Origin of the sequence: Vibrio sp. 11-4(1), assembly GCF_013048625.1 — a bacterium.
Classification (GTDB): domain Bacteria; phylum Pseudomonadota; class Gammaproteobacteria; order Enterobacterales; family Vibrionaceae; genus Vibrio; species Vibrio diabolicus.
Genome location: NZ_VHSY01000011.1, coordinates 34,764 through 53,093, shown reverse-complemented (window position 1 = coordinate 53,093; position 18,330 = coordinate 34,764). Strand labels below are relative to the sequence as shown.

The 18,330-nt window shown below is 44.6% G+C and carries 17 protein-coding genes; 2 read left to right on the top strand and 15 right to left on the bottom strand.

The genetic code is table 11. The features are described from left to right. Positions 1–43 precede the first annotated feature (43 nt). Together FKN16_RS19955 and FKN16_RS19950 are read left to right on the top strand one after the other, a co-directional pair. Complete coding sequence (locus tag FKN16_RS19955) at positions 44–1,915, top strand: fructose-specific PTS transporter subunit EIIC (protein ID WP_170903419.1); 1,872 nt, start codon at positions 44–46, stop codon at positions 1,913–1,915. A gap of 180 nt (positions 1,916–2,095) precedes the next feature. Further along, positions 2,096–2,974: an NAD(P)-dependent oxidoreductase gene (locus tag FKN16_RS19950; RefSeq protein ID WP_170903418.1), complete on the top strand. Its 879-nt coding sequence runs from the start codon at positions 2,096–2,098 to the stop codon at positions 2,972–2,974. Positions 2,975–3,140: 166 nt separating this feature from the next. On the opposite strand, the gene FKN16_RS19945 is transcribed toward FKN16_RS19950, so the two are convergent. The 15 genes from FKN16_RS19945 to FKN16_RS19875 form a co-directional block, all read right to left on the bottom strand. Beyond that, entirely contained in the window at positions 3,141–4,580 is a 1,440-nt protein-coding gene (locus FKN16_RS19945; protein WP_170903417.1) for a catalase, read from the bottom strand. A 289-nt stretch (positions 4,581–4,869) separates the two neighbouring features. Next, positions 4,870–5,487 (bottom strand): glutathione S-transferase, encoded by a 618-nt coding sequence (locus FKN16_RS19940; RefSeq protein ID WP_006742223.1) that lies wholly within the window; start codon positions 5,485–5,487, stop codon positions 4,870–4,872. 15 nt (positions 5,488–5,502) lie between these two features. Next, the gene (locus FKN16_RS19935) at positions 5,503–6,537 is read right to left on the bottom strand and encodes an NADP-dependent oxidoreductase (RefSeq protein ID WP_170903416.1); all 1,035 of its coding nucleotides are present in this window, start codon (positions 6,535–6,537) and stop codon (positions 5,503–5,505) included. 149 nt (positions 6,538–6,686) lie between these two features. Next, complete coding sequence (locus FKN16_RS19930) at positions 6,687–7,286, bottom strand: TetR/AcrR family transcriptional regulator (protein ID WP_006742221.1); 600 nt, start codon at positions 7,284–7,286, stop codon at positions 6,687–6,689. A 50-nt stretch (positions 7,287–7,336) separates the two neighbouring features. Beyond that, positions 7,337–7,657, bottom strand: coding sequence for a N(4)-acetylcytidine aminohydrolase (yqfB, locus tag FKN16_RS19925; protein ID WP_005392475.1), 321 nt, complete (start codon positions 7,655–7,657; stop codon positions 7,337–7,339). 64 nt (positions 7,658–7,721) lie between these two features. Further along, positions 7,722–8,120, bottom strand: a complete 399-nt coding sequence (locus FKN16_RS19920; RefSeq protein WP_074189855.1) for a VanZ family protein — start codon at positions 8,118–8,120, stop codon at positions 7,722–7,724. A gap of 2 nt (positions 8,121–8,122) precedes the next feature. Then, positions 8,123–9,430: an oligosaccharide flippase family protein gene (locus FKN16_RS19915; protein ID WP_104970211.1), complete on the bottom strand. Its 1,308-nt coding sequence runs from the start codon at positions 9,428–9,430 to the stop codon at positions 8,123–8,125. 8 nt (positions 9,431–9,438) lie between these two features. After that, a complete protein-coding gene (locus FKN16_RS19910; RefSeq protein ID WP_170903415.1) occupies positions 9,439–10,470 on the bottom strand; it encodes a glycosyltransferase family 4 protein in 1,032 nt (343 codons plus the stop codon). After that, complete coding sequence (locus tag FKN16_RS19905) at positions 10,467–11,300, bottom strand: putative capsular polysaccharide synthesis family protein (RefSeq protein ID WP_170903414.1); 834 nt, start codon at positions 11,298–11,300, stop codon at positions 10,467–10,469. Before FKN16_RS19905 ends, FKN16_RS19910 begins: the two co-directional genes overlap by 4 nt. 15 nt (positions 11,301–11,315) lie before the next feature. Continuing rightward, entirely contained in the window at positions 11,316–12,569 is a 1,254-nt protein-coding gene (locus tag FKN16_RS19900) for an O-antigen ligase family protein (protein WP_170903413.1), read from the bottom strand. Beyond that, positions 12,535–13,587 (bottom strand): glycosyltransferase, encoded by a 1,053-nt coding sequence (locus FKN16_RS19895; RefSeq protein WP_006742216.1) that lies wholly within the window; start codon positions 13,585–13,587, stop codon positions 12,535–12,537. The genes FKN16_RS19900 and FKN16_RS19895 overlap by 35 nt, the downstream gene beginning before the upstream one ends. A gap of 2 nt (positions 13,588–13,589) precedes the next feature. Further along, positions 13,590–14,399: a putative capsular polysaccharide synthesis family protein gene (locus tag FKN16_RS19890; RefSeq protein ID WP_006742215.1), complete on the bottom strand. Its 810-nt coding sequence runs from the start codon at positions 14,397–14,399 to the stop codon at positions 13,590–13,592. Beyond that, positions 14,377–16,557, bottom strand: coding sequence for a polysaccharide biosynthesis tyrosine autokinase (locus tag FKN16_RS19885; RefSeq protein WP_170903412.1), 2,181 nt, complete (start codon positions 16,555–16,557; stop codon positions 14,377–14,379). The genes FKN16_RS19890 and FKN16_RS19885 overlap by 23 nt, the downstream gene beginning before the upstream one ends. Before the next feature lie 15 nt (positions 16,558–16,572). Beyond that, the gene (locus FKN16_RS19880) at positions 16,573–17,085 is read right to left on the bottom strand and encodes a polysaccharide biosynthesis/export family protein (RefSeq protein WP_225311846.1); all 513 of its coding nucleotides are present in this window, start codon (positions 17,083–17,085) and stop codon (positions 16,573–16,575) included. Between the two features lie 33 nt (positions 17,086–17,118). Continuing rightward, complete coding sequence (locus FKN16_RS19875; RefSeq protein WP_170903411.1) at positions 17,119–18,324, bottom strand: outer membrane beta-barrel protein; 1,206 nt, start codon at positions 18,322–18,324, stop codon at positions 17,119–17,121. Positions 18,325–18,330: the final 6 nt, after the last annotated feature.

The window sequence follows — 18,330 nt, the reverse complement described above, 5'->3', positions numbered from 1 at the left end:
CACTTGGGTATATATTCGAGCGTGAATATTGGAAGGTAAAACAATGGACATCACAAACCTAATTGAGCTGGAAACGATATGTTTAGATCTAAAAGCTCAAACCAAAGATGAAGCGCTCAAAGAGCTGGTCGAGATGCTAGAGGCCGCCGGCAAGCTCAATAGTCAAAGCCAGTTCTTGGCAGATATCTGGAAACGAGAAGAGATCGGTAACACAGGATTTGATGATGGTATTGCTATCCCTCATGCCAAAAGTGATGCTGTAGCAAAACCGGCTGTTGCGGTCGGGATCAGCCGTAATGGGATTGATTATGGCGCCGAAGATGGCGAGCTGTCCGATGTGTTTTTCATGCTGGCGTCCCCAGATGGTGATGATCATCATCACATTGAAGTATTGGCACAAATTTCCACCAAAATTATCGAAGACGGCTTTGTTGAAAAGCTCAAACAGGCTCAATCGCGAGAAGAAGCGCTTGAGATGTTGACTGATATTCAAACCCAATCCAATGAATTTCTCCCAACTTCTTTAGAATTTGCATCAGAACCCCTGAGCCCTTGGGCGCAAAAACTTGGCCGCATTAAAGAGCACCTGCTGTTTGGCACATCCCACATGATCCCGTTTATCGTTGCGGGCGGTGTGTTGTTGTCGTTGTCGGTGATGATCTCTGGTCACGGTGGTGTGCCACAAGAGGGCATTCTGGCCGACATTGCCCAAATGGGGATTGCTGGCCTGACATTGTTTACTGCCGTGCTTGGCGGTTACATTGCTTATTCCATTGCCGACAAGCCGGGCCTTGCGCCGGGTATGATTGGATCTTGGATTGCTGTCAGTCATTACAATACGGGTTTTTTAGGTGCGATTGTGGTCGGCTTTTTTGCTGGCTTTGTCGTTTGGCTATTAAAGAAAATTCAGCTACCAGACAGCATGAGTTCGCTTGGCTCGATTTTTATTTATCCGCTAGTGGGGACGTTTGTTACTTGTGGCGCGGTGATGTGGGTGATAGGTGCTCCGATTGCCAGCGCAATGACCACCATGAACGAAGTGCTGACGGGCATGGCGGGCTCAGGCAAAGTAATGCTCGGAACTGTGCTTGGGGCAATGACCGCGTTTGATATGGGCGGCCCAATTAACAAAGTGGCGACGTTGTTTGCTCAAACCCAAGTGAACACGCAACCATGGTTGATGGGCGGGGTCGGTATTGCGATTTGTACGCCGCCATTGGGGATGGCACTAGCAACGTTTTTGGCGCCGAGTAAATTCAAGCGAGATGAACGCGAAGCGGGGAAAGCCGCAGGTATTATGGGGATGATCGGTATTAGCGAAGGTGCGATTCCTTTTGCCGCTGGTGACCCTGCTCGCGTGCTACCAGCTATTGTGGCGGGTGGCATCGTCGGTAACGTGATCGGCTTTATGTTCCACGTAATGAACCATGCTCCATGGGGCGGTTGGATTGTTCTCCCTGTTGTGGATGGAAAAATTGGTTATATCATCGGCACGATTGCGGGCTCAGTTACCACGGCATTGATCGTGATTGCACTAAAGAAAACCGTCACCGAAGATGAGAGTTACACAGGTCATTCTCAGGTATATGGTTCCGTTCAAGGCGAAGGTGAGGCGGATGTTTTGGCGGTTACATCTTGTCCATCAGGTGTGGCACATACGTTCTTAGCGGCGAAGTCATTGGAAAAAGCGGCTTGTGCACTCGGCATTAAGATTAAAGTCGAAACCCAAGGGGCGAATGGCGTCATCAACCGAATTACCGAGAAAGACATCGAGAAAGCGAAGTTTGTGATCTTTGCTCATGATGTGGCGATTAAAGAACCGGAACGCTTTCGAAAAATCCAAGTCTTGGATGTCAGTACCAAGGATGCCATGTTGAACGCCACGGCTTTGTTGCAAGCTCGTAGAGTGTCTTAACATTTAACTTCTGAGAAATGTCTCCTCGATGACCCTGATGAATGCTTTTGGTATTTACTCCAACATCGCGGTTCGCTTTTATTTGTGCCGCGAGTGAAGGATAAATTACGAGTAATGTTTTCAATTCTTTAGTAGCATGTTACAAAACATTTCAGTCAGGTGAACTAAGGGAAGCGTGCAATGGAAAAACAACGAGTAGCATTTATTGGTTTGGGTGTTATGGGTTACCCAATGGCGGGCTATTTGAGCAAAGCGGGGTATGAAACCAAAGTATACAACCGCACCAAAGCCAAAGCTGATAAATGGGCTGCAGAATACAACGGCATTGCGTGTGAGACACCGCGAGAAGCGGCAGAAGGTTGCGATATCGTATTTACTTGTGTCGGTAATGACGATGACGTGCGTAGCGTTGTATACGGTGAAGAAGGCATTCTAGTCGGTCTAAAAGCAGGCGCGGTACTGGTTGATCACACCACGACTTCCGCTGATTTAGCCGTTGAGTTGGCCGACGCTTGTACCAAATATGGTAACCACTTTATTGATGCTCCGGTATCTGGTGGTCAAGCCGGCGCAGAAAATGGCGTACTAACCATCATGTGTGGTGGCGGGCAGGACATTTTTGATCGTGTTGCTCCAGTGATGGACGTATATGCGAAGCAAATGACGCTTCTGGGTGAAAATGGCCAAGGTCAACGTTGTAAAATGGTAAACCAAATCTGTATTGGTGGTGTGCTTCAAGGCTTGAGCGAAGCGTTGTTACTCGCGCAGAAATCCGGTTTGGATATTGAACAAGTAGTTGAAACACTCAAGCACGGTGCTGCAGGGTCATGGCAAATGGAAAACCGCGCCAAGACGATGGCGCAAGATAAGTTTGATTTTGGCTTCGCGATTGATTGGATGCGCAAAGACTTAGGCTTCTGTTTGCAAGAAGCAGAGCGGGTTGGGCTCAACCTACCACTAACTAAAAAAGTGGATGAGCAATACGCAGACCTTCAGCGTGATGGTTTAGGCCGCATGGATACGTCTGTTCTGATTAAAGCCGTCGCTAAGAATCAGTAGTAGATAAACAGTTCTTTGGTATCAAAGAGCTTGAAGAAATTTAAGTTGATCATAATCGTTCCCCTTGAACATGAGTGTGTGATTAACGAACTTGAATGAGGAGGTGCTTTGGGGCACCTCCTTTTTTATGTCTTCTTATCACAGCATTTGCTGGTGCAGTGTCCGTTTACTTGTTTAAGCCTAGCGCAATCTCAAGGCCTTTGCCGTAAGCTTCGTCCGCTTGGTAGGCGTGGTTAACGTGACGTTCTTTGATGAAGTCTGGCACACCATCCATTGCACGAGCGGTGTTGTCGAATAGAGTTTGACGCTGTTCTTCGCTCATCAGACGGAATAGGTCTCCCGCTTGGCTGAAGTAGTCTTCGTCTACACGGTGATCGTAATGATCAGCATTGCCGTTGATGCGTAGAGGTGGCTCAGAGTAATCTGGTTGCTCTGCCCATTCTTGTTTGTAGTTTGGCTCGTAACCTAGTGTTGAACCAAAGTTGCCATCAACGCGCATTGCGCCATCGCGGTGGTAGCTGTGTACCGGACAACGAGGCGCGTTAACTGGAATTTGGTGATGGTTTACACCTAGGCGGTAACGCTGCGCGTCTCCGTATGCAAACAGACGGCCTTGCAGCATTTTGTCTGGTGAGAAGCCAATTCCAGGAACGATAGCTGCCGGGTTAAACGCGGATTGCTCAACTTCCGCATAGAAGTTTTCTGGGTTACGGTTCAGTTCAAACTCGCCTACTGGGATCAATGGATAATCTTTTTGTGACCATACTTTTGTTAGATCGAACGGGTTAAAGTTCACTTCATCCGCTTTTAGCTCAGGCATGATCTGTACGTACATCTTCCATTTAGGGAAGTCTTGATGCTCAATCGCTTCGTAAAGGTCACGGTGATGGCTTTCGCGGTCTTTACCTACGATCGCTTCTGCTTCTTGGTCAGTCAGGTTTTTGATGCCTTGCTGAGTTTTAAAGTGGAATTTCACCCAGTAACGCTCGTTTTCTGCGTTGATAAAGCTGAATGTGTGGCTACCGAAGCCGTGCATGTGACGGTAGGACGCAGGAATACCGCGATCACTCATAACGATAGTTACTTGGTGGAAAGCTTCTGGTAGTGATGTCCAAAAATCCCAGTTGTTTGTCGAGCTGCGCATGTTGGTGCGTGGATCGCGTTTTACTGCGTGGTTTAGATCTGGAAATTTTAGTGGATCGCGGAGGAAGAACACTGGCGTGTTGTTACCAACCAAGTCCCAGTTGCCTTCTTCGGTGTAAAACTTTAGCGCAAAACCACGGATGTCGCGCTCTGCATCTGCGGCACCGCGCTCCCCCGCAACGGTGGTGAAGCGAGCAAATAGCTCGGTCTTTTTATCAATCTCCGAGAAGATCTTCGCGCGCGTGTATTTGGTGATATCGTGAGTCACAGTAAAAGTGCCGTAAGCGCCTGAGCCTTTGGCGTGCATACGACGCTCAGGAATCACTTCACGATCAAAGTGTGCCAGTTTTTCAAGGAACCAAACGTCTTGCAGTAGTTGGGGACCACGAGGACCTGCAGTCATCACATTTTGATTATGGGCGACAGGACAGCCTGCGGCGGTGGTTAATTTCTTATTTGTCATTTTTCTTCCCCTCCAGGGATCAATACCTTAGCAACTGAAGAGAAGATTATTACGGAAAAGCTGGAAGCAAAAACTGATACTGCTTATCAATTCAATAGGTGGTAACGATGATGAAAAGTAACTTAGAATCAAATTCTTAGCTGATTTTTATGATTGGTTTATTAACGTATTGGCGAAAAGGGTAAAAAGAGCACGCAAGCATTTGCATGAATTGCGCTTTGTTGACAAGGCTAACGTCGGAAATCGCCCCTTTGATATCGCTTTATTGAACATCAAAGGGGCGGAATGATTAGGAGTACTTCACTTCAATTTGCTCAGCTTTTTCAAACGCTGGATGCGTTGCGAGTTGTTTTCCATAACGCTCAATATTCGGGAAGTGACCAGCCAAACCGAACTTATGCACGAGCTCGACAATAAATGACATCATGATGTCTGCGCCAGTTAAACGTTCTTCTACTAGGTAAGTTTTGCCTTCTAGCGATTGCTCGAAATAACCCAGAACGTTCATCGCTTCTTTGTCAGCATAGCCTGATAGAAATTGAGTTTCGTTTGGCTCTTTGCTGATAAAGATTTTTAACAACATTGGTAAGATTGCTGAACTTTCAGCAAAGTGCATCCATTGTAGGTACTCAGTGTGCGCCTTCGTCCCACGCTCAGGAGCCAACGCACCATCACTGTACTTCTCAATCAAATATTCGGTCATCGCGCCTGATTCAATGATGAACTCGCCATCATCTTCAAGCAGGGGCGATTTACCGAGCGGATGAACGCTCTTTAGCTCAGGCGGTGCCATGAAGGTCACTTTGTCACGAACATAAGGCACGATTTCGTAATCCACATTTAGCTCTTCAAGTAACCAAATGATGCGCTTTGAGCGAGACTGATTGAGATGGTGAAGTTTAATCATTTATTTATCCCTTCCTTATAATGGGTCGTTAATCTGTACTACAAGCTTGCCGAAGTTCTTACCTTCCAACAGACCGATAAATGCTTCTGGTGCATTCTCCAGTCCTTGTACTAGATGTTCACGGTATTGGATCTTTCCTTCTGCCAACCATTGATTAATATCTTGCGCAAATTCACCGTAACGATGTCCGTAGTCATCAAAAATGATGAAGCCTTGCACCTTGATTCGTTTAGTCAGCAGCTTACCCATTAATAATGGAAGATGGTCGGTACCTTCAGGCAGTTCTGTTGCGTTGTACTGAGAAATCAAACCACAAAGTGGGATACGTGCGCTGGTATTCAGAAGTGGCATTACAGCTTCGAATACTTTGCCACCTACGTTTTCGAAGTAAACATCGATACCTTGGTCACAGGCGTTTTTCAACTGCTCTGCAAAGTCGTCAGCTTTGTGATCAATACATTCATCGAAGCCAAGGACTTCTTTGGCGTAACGGCACTTTTCTTCTCCGCCTGCAATACCAACAACTCGGCAACCTTTGATTTTGCCAATTTGACCAACAGTCGCGCCCACAGGGCCCGTCGCGGCTGCTACCACAATGGTTTCACCTGGTTTTGGCTGACCGATATCGAGCAAGCCCATATACGCGGTAAAGCCTGGCATGCCAGCAACACCTAGAGCGTATGAAGGGTTTTGTGGTTCTTTGCCAAGTTTAATCACCATCTCACCAGTTGAGATGGCGTAGTCTTGCCAGCCAACAGTGTATGCAAGAACCCATTCACCCGCTTCATAATCTGGGTGGTTCGATGCTTCTACCTGACAAACCGTGCCAGCGATCATTACGTCATCAACCGCAACAGGATCGGCGTATGACTCGGCATCGCTCATGCGACCGCGCATGTATGGGTCGAGAGATAAATAAACGGTTCTCAGTAGCATCTCACCATCTTGAGGAGTCGGTTTCGTCACTTCTTCTAGACGAAAGTTTTCTTTTGTTGGTGCACCATGGGGACGTGACGCGAGTACGATTCTGCGATTTGTTGCGTTAGTCATATTTATCTCACTTATTGATTAGACCGGTCGTCTAGTTTTGGTTTCAAAATATCCCGCTCATAGAGCGGGAAGGTGTATTGTGCTATCACAGGAGTTATTACCAACTGTGAAACACATGTAGGGTGTTCATCTTACTTTTACGCTACCTACTATGGGCAAGTTCGCGTGTTTTGCAGTAGATGTTGAGTATAGGTCAGACTTTGCGTTAATGCTGCCTGATCTTGATACAGTTTGTTCAGCAAGCTTGCGCCGTTCCAAAGGTAGTATATCTGCCTTGCCAATAAAGCACTGTCACCATTTGGGATAGAGCCATCTTGAATGCCTACGTCAATGCAATCCGCCATTGCTTGAATGGTTTTGTCTGCACCTTGGCGTAACGCTAGACGCATGGACTCTGAGAGATCGGAGACTTCCGCACTTAACTTGACCAACAAACATTTGTTCGCATTACATACGTCGTCTTCTACTTTGACCATTTCTTCAAAGTAGCTCATCAGGCGTTGGTAGCCATTCAGATCGGTATTGGTAAAGCGTGCGTTTAAACGCTCAAAATACTTAGTAAAGTAGTCTTGAATCATCGCTTCACCAAATTGTTCTTTGGATTTGAAGTAATGATAAAACGAGCCTTTCGGCACCGCGGCCTTTTTTAAAAGCTCTGAAAGGCCAACACTCGTAAACCCTCGGTTTACGATTAACTCGTATCCGACGTCGAGAATATGTTGGCGTGTGTCGTTCGTCTTTGCGTTCATGAAGCGTACTATAGAATGAATTAGACCAGTCGTCTAGTGTTTATTGTGGGTTATTTGATTAGCTCGTACTCAATCACAAATAGCGTGTCGGTGTTTGGGTAGATTTCTCGAATTAACTGCTTGAGTTTTGGCAGTTCGATGGCTTCTTGTTCAGCATGAAACTCATTGATATCTTCAAAGTTGAGTGGTTCTACAGAGCGTATTTTGATGTTGCAGACTTTACGATCCGTCTCTAGCGTAAAAACTTCGACCTCTGTATTTGGAACGTAGTGACTTTCTGATTCATCTCGAATCGTAATCGTTTTTTTGCCTGATGTGATCAACGGGGTTAAGAATTCAAAAAAGGTAATCTTGGTTGGGTGGGATGACATGATGTACTCGTTAGTCTGATTGTTTGGCGTAATTATATACCCAAATAACCTTGAGGTGCTTATTTCAAGAGAACGAGCGAGTGCGCAGGACGCGAATCAACTTGGCACTAAAGTAACCCGAGATAATGCCTATCCAGTTGGTACTGAGATCATCAAAACTAAATGAGCGACTTGGAATAAAAAGTTGGCTTATTTCTTCCATTGAAACGATAGCCAACAGCAGTAGCAAAAGGCGGATGCCAAAGACGTCGGCTTTACTTGAGCTTACCAAAGAGGGGAAGGTGAAGACCGATAAAAAGCCGATCAATAAACTGAAGGTAAAGTGAAGCGTACTCGATCCACCTAAGTAGGTTTCCATTTGCAGGTAAGTGGCATGGTGTAAGTCAGAGCTTTTCCATAAAGAGAGTGAAGCCGTAAGCACCAGAACGAAAACAAAACTCATCCGTGTCAGTATTGAAACCATAATTAACCTATTGGAAAGAAGCCTAAGTAACGTTTTACAAAGTACAACGCTGCTAGATTCTGAATTGCCATGCCAATTGCCATCGCCCATGCTGCACCAATAACACCGAACGTTTGGCAAAGCGCAATGAGCAAGCAGATAGAGATTGTGCCGGAGGAAATTGTAATGTATTTCATGGTTCTTTCGTGACCGCTCATGAGTAATAAAAACCCTACAGAGCCAGTCGCAACATTGACTAACTGCCCTAAAGACAGGACGACTAACAGTGGCGCAGCAGCAAGAAACTCTTCACCAAAAAACCGCATCACAAACTCTGGGAATAGAGTGCAAATAATCACGGGCACAATGGCCAAACCAACGTTGGCTCGGCAAGCTAAACGGCTCAGGCTTTGCAGTTTGATCATTTGGCGTTCTTTGTAGAGAGAGGCAAACATAGGGGCGACCACAAAGTTAATGGTAATCAGCACAAAGCCAATCAGTAGTGATGTACGTTGAGCTGCGGCTAATAAACCGAGTTCCGCTGTTGAGATAAAAAAGCCCGCAATGACAAGGCTTCCCCATTGAAGAACGTTCGTGAAGATACTGCCAATCCAGACTTGCTTGGCAGAAGCGACCATTTTTTTGTTTGGTACGAAAGCCGATGTCTGATACTGACCTGAACTTAGCCAATTAACACTGGATATTACCGCGACGCTCATACTCGCCAGAAGCAGTGCGGTCATCAGATTGTTGATATTTTGCTGACCGATATAGTCCAAGCCAAAGACAAAAAAGACCATCAACATACTCACGCCAAGCTGTAAAGCAAACAGTGATGACACGACCTTTCTACATGCTTGAAGCACACGACTGTTGGTCTGTGCAAGCACCAAAAACGGTATGCAGAACAAGCCTAAAGTAATCGCATGCATTGGCGATTGGGTCTGGTTTAGCTGTTCAGGAAACAGATTAAATCCTACCAACAAAACGGCAATGGCTAGCAAGCAAAACGCCATACTTCGATAAAGTGCAGTTTTATAGTTGTGGCTTTGTTGAAGTGTCTCTTTGTTGTTAAAGGCGATCGCATTGTAGCGAACTAATGAGACATCAAAACCTAGCTGAGAAACGATCGCGAGTAGTGAGACTAGGTTGAATAAAAAGAAAAATTGACCGGAAGTCGAAGCGTCACTGGCCTTCGATACAATCAGTGTCAGTAAAAAAGCAAATAGCGCACTCAACACACGCGTGATTGCGGTTTTCAATCCAGTAGATAGCAAGCTTTTTTTACCGCTGGGCATCAACAGTAATTTTTGTTGAATAGTGTGAAACATAGAGGTATTTAACCGTAAATATTATTGAGTGCGAGGCGCTGTTTTTCTTCACTGAAGGCGTCGTTTAACGCTGTTGTATATTGGCAAAAATCAATTTCATCATAATGATTGACACAGTGCGCGATCTGCTTGGCCATTTCTTCAGGTGTTAGCGCTAAAAATGGGTAGTTGAGATCTTGGGTCGCGCCGATAGTTCGAATCACCATAGGAAGATGTAATTTGGCTGCTTCTAGAATAGTTAACGGCATCCCTTCCCATGCTGCAGTATGTAAGTAAAGGTCTGAAGCCTTGAGCTTTTTAACCACTTCATCACGAGGCAACATGCCAGTCACATCCACATTTTCTGTACGCAATTTTTGTTCGAGTGTGTGGTCACCGCCACCTATCCAAGTGATATCTAATGGGCGGTTAAGCGCATATCGATTAAGGTGTTGCAATGTGTCGATGAGAAATTGCGGATCCTTTTGGGGCGCGACACGACCAAGCACAACAAGTCGCAGCGCTTCTTGTCTGTTTCGCAATAAACGCTCTTCACTTTGATAGGACACGTAGTTGTTGAGCAGTTCAGCACGTTTCGCGCCAATACTAATCGCCAAGTCACATTCTCGTTGGCTACAGCCTGCCACCACATCAATTTTGCTTAGTTTTACTTTCTCTAGCGCTCTATAGAGCTGGCGCGCGAATTCGGAGATATCTTCACGTTCGAAAGCATAACAGTGCGGAGTGTAAACCAAGCGTGCCTTGCCAAGTTTTAGAAATCGCCCGAGAAATCCCGCTTTACTCGAGTGCAAATGCACAACGTCAGGCGCAAGTGATGCAATCATGTGGTTTGCATCGCGAACAAATTGAAGTAAGCCGCCTTCCACCCATTTGGTCTGTGTGAAAATATGATGGTTGTTTTCATTGGTTAAGTCGTTTTCTCGAGCTCTGGCTAGCAAGAAATGTTGATAGGGTTCGTCTCGAGAGGAGTGAGCATAACTATAGAGGGCGGTTTGAACGCCACCTCCGAAGGCTTCTGTAATATGGAGCACTTTTTTCATGATGATTTTGTTCCTGATGTCTGCATCCATTTATGCTTGAAAGCATCACGTTCTTGTTCTGAATAAACGTGGCGATATAAGGGAAGATCGTACATATAGAACAGCTTTGAAAAGTCGTAGTGATGCTTAAAGTGCTGGTGGATATTGGAGTACCACTTGTTTTTCGCTTCATTGCTGTTTTTCAGCACGAAGTCTTGCAGCCCGAGAAACTCACCAATTTCTTTATCGAGAGAGCTGAGCTTTTCGCATTTGATTAGCATGGCGTTGGCTTGCTCGTTCTTGAATGTGAAGAAAGGTTGAGTGTTGTCCAGTTCTTGGCGCATCACATCGATATTGAAATTACGCTTTAACTCGTTGTCGAACCAGTTCGCAAAATAGTTGAGATTGATATAGTTATCGAAACAATGTTCGAGGTGCTGATACGTGACTGCCATATCTCGGTGAATTGCATCATTCTTTTTGCCTTCGATAAATTGCAAATGGAGGTCTTGAAAGAAACGAGAAAAGACAGTTGCGATTGGATCACGGACCAGTGTGACGATTTTGATCTGTTCGCGTTTTTGTAAGATACGTTTTCGTTGCTTGAGCACTAAGCGGTAGAGCGCACGGTTTTTGAAATCGAAAAATTTACTCACGTCTTTTTTATTGTGATACATGTGAAATTCTTCGTGATCATCAAAGGTGTGGATGTGATAGCTTGGGATATTTCTTTCTCCCAGCGTGTGCTCAATTGACGATGAGCCAACTTTGCCCATTTGGTAAACTAAAACAAAATTGTCAGCTTGGAGTTCTCGGTTCTTTTCAAATTGTCGAGAGATTGAATACTTCATCTATCCTATCCTTGATTATTCAAATTCATGGTGATGGTTTACCGGAAAAGTATGAGCAATGGTGTTGACCTTTGACTCGCGGCTCATGCTTATCATGACGGGTAATAAGAGTATTAAAATGATGGTGGTATTTACCGCAACGAAGAACACCATGATGAGGGCGTATATCGCGAGTAAGAGGCTTTTCCTGTTGTCATTGAGACTACGGAAGCAAAAGCGAATAAACAGAAAATAACCACCAAATAATAGGGCGATACCGAGCAACCCGTATTCAATTGCGGTATCTAACACAAAGTTGTGGGTGTAGATCGCCAGCTCATCATAGTTAAAGTAACTGATCATAAAGTTGGGCAGCATCTTCGCGCCGACACCTAAAATAGGGTGTTGAAGTAAAATATCTAACCCATTGGCAAGTAAGAGTTTTCTATGAAGGTTCGACACCCAGCGAGCTTCACTTTGGTTGGCAAATAAGACGTCTTCTTGGGTTATTTCCAATGTGTCTGCTAACGTTTCAAACCCAACATAGAGTGTAGTTGCGACGGCAGTGAACACCATAAAGCTTAAGGCCAATAAAATGGTCCACGTATACGTTTCATTAAGCGATTTTCTCATCAGGTTTTTTACGAGCAGCTGGTCAAAGAAGAAAAGCAGACAAAAACCAAGTAGTGCTTTTCTTTCTTGCGACAACACCAGTAATACCAAAGCAACGAGCATCAAAAGGTGGAAAGCGCGAACTTTATCCCGATAAAGGTACAGTAGTGAGCAAAGTACACCGAACCCGTATTTACTTACCCCGAGTAACTTAAACCCGCTTTGATAGCCTTGAGCAAAGTGCCATAAGGCAACGAGCGTACAGATGAAAAACAGCAGATAAGTGAAATAAACCATTACCCATTCATCATCAAACACGCCATAGGCGTACATTAGGCTAAGCAAGCAGAGAATCGCCAGCCATTGCACGGTTTCTATAACTAGCGGCATTAGGGGGACGCGATTTAGCAGGCCATTTAAGAACACATACCCAGTGAACAATACGAGGAACCCCATACAGGGATGCATGAGTTTTTCAGCTTTTCCTTCCAATACCACTAACGCTGTAAAACCAATGGACAAAAGACTTACGATGTCTGATGGTGCTAGTGCTATTCCTCCAGCACGAAACTTCATAGGAATAAAGAACAATGCTAATAGGCATGCTGCAAACCATGAGGCTCGATGGCTCGATGGCGCGGAGCTATTTGTTGGTGCAAAGCTGCTGGTAGATTCCATAGTAACCTTCACGAAATTTATCGATGGTGTAGAGAGAGGCCCTATTGACTGAGTATTGACTTGCTGCGTCATACCGCTCAACACTTTCACACAGCTGGAGCACTTTCTGGCTCAGCTCATTTGAGTTACCAACCTGAAATAAATATTCGGCACGTCCGGTGACGTCATCCAAACCGGGTACGTCCGATGATAATACGGGTAAGCCTGCTGCCATGGCCTCAACCGCCGCCAAGCCAAAGCCTTCGACATGCGATGATTGCACGTAAATGTCCATGTCGTTCAAAAACGCTGGAACATCAGAAACTACCCCATGAAAGTGAACACGTTGCGTGACGTTGAGCTTTGTTGCCAATGCTTGCAGTGGCGATTTTTTTTCGCCATCTCCAGCAAGATGGAGCTCGTATCGTCTTGGTAAATGGACAAGTGCTTGGATAAGCGTTTCATGATCTTTATGTTGGTGAAGTCGGCCCACCATGCCAATCTTGATGACTGGTTTGTCGATCAGGTGGCTGGCGCACTTCGGCATCATAGGAAACCTTTTTAAATCAACGCCATTGTGCACCACGTGATATTTATGTTGGTAGCGAGGCATGAACTTCACCAGTTCATCTTGTACTTTTTCACTAATACTGACCGTCAAGTCGTGGCCCCAATACAAGACATATTCCATGAACTTAAACAACGGATAGTCACGTCGACGGTTGTAAGAGCAGTGCTCAGTCTGGATTCGTTTTTTACCTACCGCCAATAGCGCTAGATAAATGGAAGGGTAGAGGTGCCCGTGAACGACATGCGGCCAACGCAGCAAACAGTATTTCTCACTCAATGACAAAGTGCGCCAGTTAAAACACTCTATCCCTTGGGCGGATAGCGTTGGTAAGTAATCATTTTCATCACACAAGACCAAAATTTTGATTTCGTATTCAGGCTTATGTTCTAAAACAAGGTCGACTAAGAACTTCTGAGCACCGCCGTTCTGAGAAAGATCATTAATAATATGTAGAATCTTGGTTTTCATGATTAATTGGTCAGATATTGCTGTTTAAGGTCGGTGATTTCTGCATTTGAGAAAAAGTGCTTCGTCAATTTAGAATTCAGCATTTCTTCAACGTACTCGGGTGTAGGTTGAAATTGCGTTTTGAATTCTTTCATTAGTGGCGAGTACCATTTGTTGTCTGACTGATTTTCATAAACAACATCCACGGGGTAACCTAAAAAGCCTTCAACTGCGGAGTTAGCCTGCTTTAGCTTGTCACTTCGAATGACCAACAGTGAAAAGTTATTGTTATGGTATGTCTGATAGCCTACTTCGTGATTAAAAGGTTCGTTAAACACATCAATCCCTGTTAGTTGTTTGATCTCGTTGTCAAACCACTGCAGCGCATATTGATGATTCATGTGCTTATCAAATGCCTCTTGGAGTAATTGCGGTCGTTCGGTACGTATTGCGCTGTCATCTTTTAGATATTTGTCCGCCATCCAAAACGGAAGTGCTTGAAAGAACATTGAAACATTTCGTCCGATCGGTTCACGCACCAGCGAGATAATTCGAACTTTTTTCTTGCGCTTTAACATACGGCTCATCGCTATGCGCTTGAGTCGTCGCTTTAACGCATTGATCTGAGGTTTATGCAATTGCGCTCTGACAGGGGATATCTGTTTTTGCGCATCGACAGTCATAAGATCGTGCAAGTGAATCGAGTTAGGAATGGAATGTTCTAATGCACTCGAACCTACTTTGCCCATTTGATAGATCAATACCGGTTGTTCTTGGCTTTTCAACGTTTGGTACCAAGATGCGTTTGAGTTAGTAGGCGTATTTCTGGACATAAAGCGTTTCTCCTTCCTTAGTCTTGGCTTGTGTGATTAAGACGCCAAGAGATGGAACTGAGTGTTGTATTTGTTTAGATAACGCAAGGTTAACCAGTGATGATTTTGTCGACTCAGAGCGAATGACGGTAATCAGACCATTGGCATACTGACCAAGAATAAGTGCATCACTCACTGACAGTAGGGGCGGTGTATCGATAATGATCCGGTCATACTTATTTTGAAAATGTTCGAGCAACTTTTTAAAGCGATCAGAAGCTAGCAGTTCCTGTGGGTTTGGCGGAATTAGGCCTGCCGGTAATACATCTAAGTTGGCTTCTTTTATATGTGTAACACAATCTTTGATTGGCGTATCCATAGTCAGGATATGCGTTAAGCCTGGGCTTGATTCAGCAATACCAAACCGTTTTGCGATGGAAGGTCGGCGTAAATCGCAGTCGATGATCAATACCTTTTCCATTTTTGAAAACGACACCGCCATATTGATACTGGTCGATGTTTTTCCTTCTTCTGGAATGGCAGAAGTAAAGGGCAATATCTTTTGCTTCGTGTTGGTTAATCTGAGCAGAAGCGAGGTTCTGACGGAGCGGCAAGCTTCACTAAATAGCTTTTCTTCATCATCTAAATACGCGGTATAACTGACGCCGTTTTTACGCAAATTGCGTTTTTTGACCATAGGAATCACACCTAAACACGTAACACCAAGTTTTTCCTGCACATCGGCTGTGCTTCGGATAACTTCTCGCATCGTTTCTAAGATGATGACCAGAGCGCAAGCAATGGCAAAGCCAAAAAAGGTGGCAATCAGTACCAGTTTGATTCGTTGTGGTGCCACCGGGAATAGAGGAATGATGGCTTTGTCAGTAAAGCGTGCAGTGACATTCTTGTAGTCGCTGGTGGCGTTGGTCTCTTTCTCACGATTTAAGAACGCTTCATAGAGTGCCTTATTGGATTCAACCTCGCGTTTTAACTGCTCGTAACGCGCTTTTTGTGACCCTAACGATTGGAAATCGGCCTTTTTGTTATCGAGTTCTGCTCTAAGCATGTCCTCTTGCGCTTTTGCAGCAAGAAGGTCTTGTTGTTTGCTAAAGGAAATGTCACGAATGAGTTGCTGGGTTCTTGATTGAATTTCAGCAAGCTGCGCTTTCGCCTGAATCATTCGGTCATGCTTGGGGCCGTAGCGCTGTGCCAGCTCAGAGAGATTTTTGGCTGCTTGGGCTTCCGATAATTTTAGGTCGCGGATCTGCGCTTGATTAGCGAATTCATCAATTGACAGCAAGCTGTCTAAACTTTGTGAAGATTTACGTCTTAACAGTTGGATTAACGTCTGTGCTTCAATACGCTTATTAACAGCGACATTCAGCTTGCGAGTGAGTTCTTCTAGCTCATTTGCGTAAATTTCATCAATACCGTTTATATCGATCAACCCTTCTTTTAACAAGAATTCTTGCAGCGCTTGCTCAGAGTTACGTAATCGCTCCTCCAATTTTTGTGAGTTATTTGTCAACCAAGTGGCCGCATTTTGTGTAACGACCAATTTGGCTTCAAAATTTGCGTCAATGTAGGCTTGGCCGACCGCGTTGGCGATTGTTGTAGCAAGCTTAGGATCGGTAGAACGAAAGCGAATTCTGACTAATTGGGTGTTACGTACTGGCTCAATATCGAGTTTACTTCTGAAAGCTTGAAGTGCCTGATAATAGGACTCTGAAAATTGAGCGGTTTCTTTTGGGCTTGGTGCCACATTCAGTAGGTCTTGAACAAGAGGAATCGACTTTATTTGGTCGATTTTTTTATTTAACCCCCCTGAACTTGTGAATTCAGGTAATTGAGTGAGGTTCAGCTCTCTAATGACCTTATCTGCAATATGATTCGATTTTAAAATGGCGATTTGCGTTTGGAAGTACTCTTTTTTTGTCGTGTCGACGCCATATACTTCCTCGATTGAAAGGGCGCTTTTTTGCTCTTCTTGGATGAGTAGCGTTGCTGTAGCTTGGTATATCGATGCTTTGGAGTAGATATACCAAGTACAAGTTAATGAAAACAGAAGCGTGAAAGCTGCGATGCTTAGCCAATTCTTTTTAATCGCTTTAAAGTGATGACCAAAACGAATCAGTTCTACTTTGTTCATCTGGAGATTATTTGGATGAGTCCCGTTCATTTGATTCCCTGTCACTTAAAAGAAGCTCTGGTCGATAAATACAATGTCACCAGGTTCCACGTTGCGGTGCATACTGACACCCTCTATCGTTTGACCCGTTTTATGTTTGGTGAGGTTAATGCCTTTGCGTGAGGCTCGGTCGGTCAAGCCACCAGCTAAAGCGATGGCCTTTTCGATAGTTAATCCTGGTCGATATTCAAATCCACCTGGTTTCCTGACTTCGCCATTGACATAAAACAGACGAAAGTTATTAATAGTGACCATCACTTTTGGGTTGATGAGATAATCGCCTTTTAAACCCGTTTCTATTTCGTACTTGAGTTGTTTCGGTGTTTTTTTGATTGCTTTGATTCGGCCAAGGTAGGGGTAATCAAAATAGCCATCTGACGTTATTAGAATATTTTTAATCGTAAGATCTTCTTCACCGTAGACCTGCACGGAAATGGTATCGCCCGTGTCGAGTAAGTAATCTTCTTTGCTTGAGTCAGCGTTTACCAAGGTGCTAAATAGCAATAACGCGACGCTCATGAATGTGATGAATGACTTCATTAAAAATCCTTGTTACAGAGAAAACTGTGCGCTTAAAGTCCAAATGTTTTGTTCAAAGCTATAACCTGGTCGGTTAGAGGTTTTATCTTGGTATTGCCAATCGGCTTGCAGCTGTATCCAGCGTTTAATTTGATAATCGATACCAAAAGATAGGGTGTAGCGATCGTCGTTTCTGGTGATCCCCGTATAGTCATCTTGTTGATAAATAGCACCTAAGCGAGTTGCAAGGTAACTATTCCAATCGTGCTTGAGGTTCAGTCGATAACGAGTTTGTAGGTTGTAATCGCCATCTTGATCTGGGTTAACTGCCGCTTGAGTGGTTTTCACGCTGACTAGAGTTTGTTCTTGAGGCAGCCATTCAAAGCCGATATCCCAACTGAAGCCTTTAAATGTCTCTCGTTGAGCGCTGTCAAAATCTTTGATTTGATAACCGAGTCGAGCGATGCCTTTGGTTTTTCCTGTGACTTCCCATTCGGCACCGGTGTAATAGAAACTGGTGTTATTATCTTTGGAAGGCTGCGCAGAATTTCGGTGCTGATAGTCGGTTACTATTTGTTTTGTCCCAACCAACCAATAGGTTCTTGGCGTCGCCCTTAAATAGAATTCCAAGTGTGCATTGGGAGCTCGAAAATCGTTGTATTTCGTTTTAGCGTTTGGGCGCCCAGGTAATCCGTCACGGTAGTTTTGATAGGTTTTATCACTGTAGCCTAAACCGAATTCGAGTCTGCCTTTTGCACCGTTAGAGCCAAAGACATAATTGGTTTTGATATCGTTACGGTTGAACTCAATTGGTGAGTCTATTGCGCTACCATTACCTTCGGTAATGTCTTCCCCTCTAATTTCATGCTGGGCGCGAAAACGATAATCAACCACTAAACGATGACGATGATTGAACTCAAAAAAGTTGGAAAACTGAAAGGTATGATCGTCGAAGTCGTTGCGGTCATCGGATGAAAAACCTGCTTTCAACTTGTATAAAATATCTGCGCGATAGCGATTCCTTTCTACACGTGCTAATAAGCTTGGCTCTATACCCCAAATATTGACCGATTCTACATTGCCGGATTCTTCCGCTTTGTTGATGTTGTCATCGCCCTCGTAGAAAGTTCTTACGAGGGGAATAAACTCAATGCCAGACTCGGTTTGGTAAGCCATCGGTTCTGCGAGTAAGCCAGTTGAAAACAGACTCAATGCTATTGCCATTGTCAGTTTCTTCATAATCTC

Coding starts and splice junctions, on each gene's coding strand:
- FKN16_RS19955 (WP_170903419.1), top strand. CDS start 44: ATGGACATCACAAACCTAATTGAGCTGGAAACGATATGTTTAGATCTA.
- FKN16_RS19950 (WP_170903418.1), top strand. CDS start 2,096: ATGGAAAAACAACGAGTAGCATTTATTGGTTTGGGTGTTATGGGTTAC.
- FKN16_RS19945 (WP_170903417.1), bottom strand. CDS start 4,580: ATGACAAATAAGAAATTAACCACCGCCGCAGGCTGTCCTGTCGCCCAT.
- FKN16_RS19940 (WP_006742223.1), bottom strand. CDS start 5,487: ATGATTAAACTTCACCATCTCAATCAGTCTCGCTCAAAGCGCATCATT.
- FKN16_RS19935 (WP_170903416.1), bottom strand. CDS start 6,537: ATGACTAACGCAACAAATCGCAGAATCGTACTCGCGTCACGTCCCCAT.
- FKN16_RS19930 (WP_006742221.1), bottom strand. CDS start 7,286: ATGAACGCAAAGACGAACGACACACGCCAACATATTCTCGACGTCGGA.
- yqfB (WP_005392475.1), bottom strand. CDS start 7,657: ATGTCATCCCACCCAACCAAGATTACCTTTTTTGAATTCTTAACCCCG.
- FKN16_RS19920 (WP_074189855.1), bottom strand. CDS start 8,120: ATGGTTTCAATACTGACACGGATGAGTTTTGTTTTCGTTCTGGTGCTT.
- FKN16_RS19915 (WP_104970211.1), bottom strand. CDS start 9,430: ATGTTTCACACTATTCAACAAAAATTACTGTTGATGCCCAGCGGTAAA.
- FKN16_RS19910 (WP_170903415.1), bottom strand. CDS start 10,470: ATGAAAAAAGTGCTCCATATTACAGAAGCCTTCGGAGGTGGCGTTCAA.
- FKN16_RS19905 (WP_170903414.1), bottom strand. CDS start 11,300: ATGAAGTATTCAATCTCTCGACAATTTGAAAAGAACCGAGAACTCCAA.
- FKN16_RS19900 (WP_170903413.1), bottom strand. CDS start 12,569: ATGGAATCTACCAGCAGCTTTGCACCAACAAATAGCTCCGCGCCATCG.
- FKN16_RS19895 (WP_006742216.1), bottom strand. CDS start 13,587: ATGAAAACCAAGATTCTACATATTATTAATGATCTTTCTCAGAACGGC.
- FKN16_RS19890 (WP_006742215.1), bottom strand. CDS start 14,399: ATGTCCAGAAATACGCCTACTAACTCAAACGCATCTTGGTACCAAACG.
- FKN16_RS19885 (WP_170903412.1), bottom strand. CDS start 16,557: ATGAACGGGACTCATCCAAATAATCTCCAGATGAACAAAGTAGAACTG.
- FKN16_RS19880 (WP_225311846.1), bottom strand. CDS start 17,085: ATGAGCGTCGCGTTATTGCTATTTAGCACCTTGGTAAACGCTGACTCA.
- FKN16_RS19875 (WP_170903411.1), bottom strand. CDS start 18,324: ATGAAGAAACTGACAATGGCAATAGCATTGAGTCTGTTTTCAACTGGC.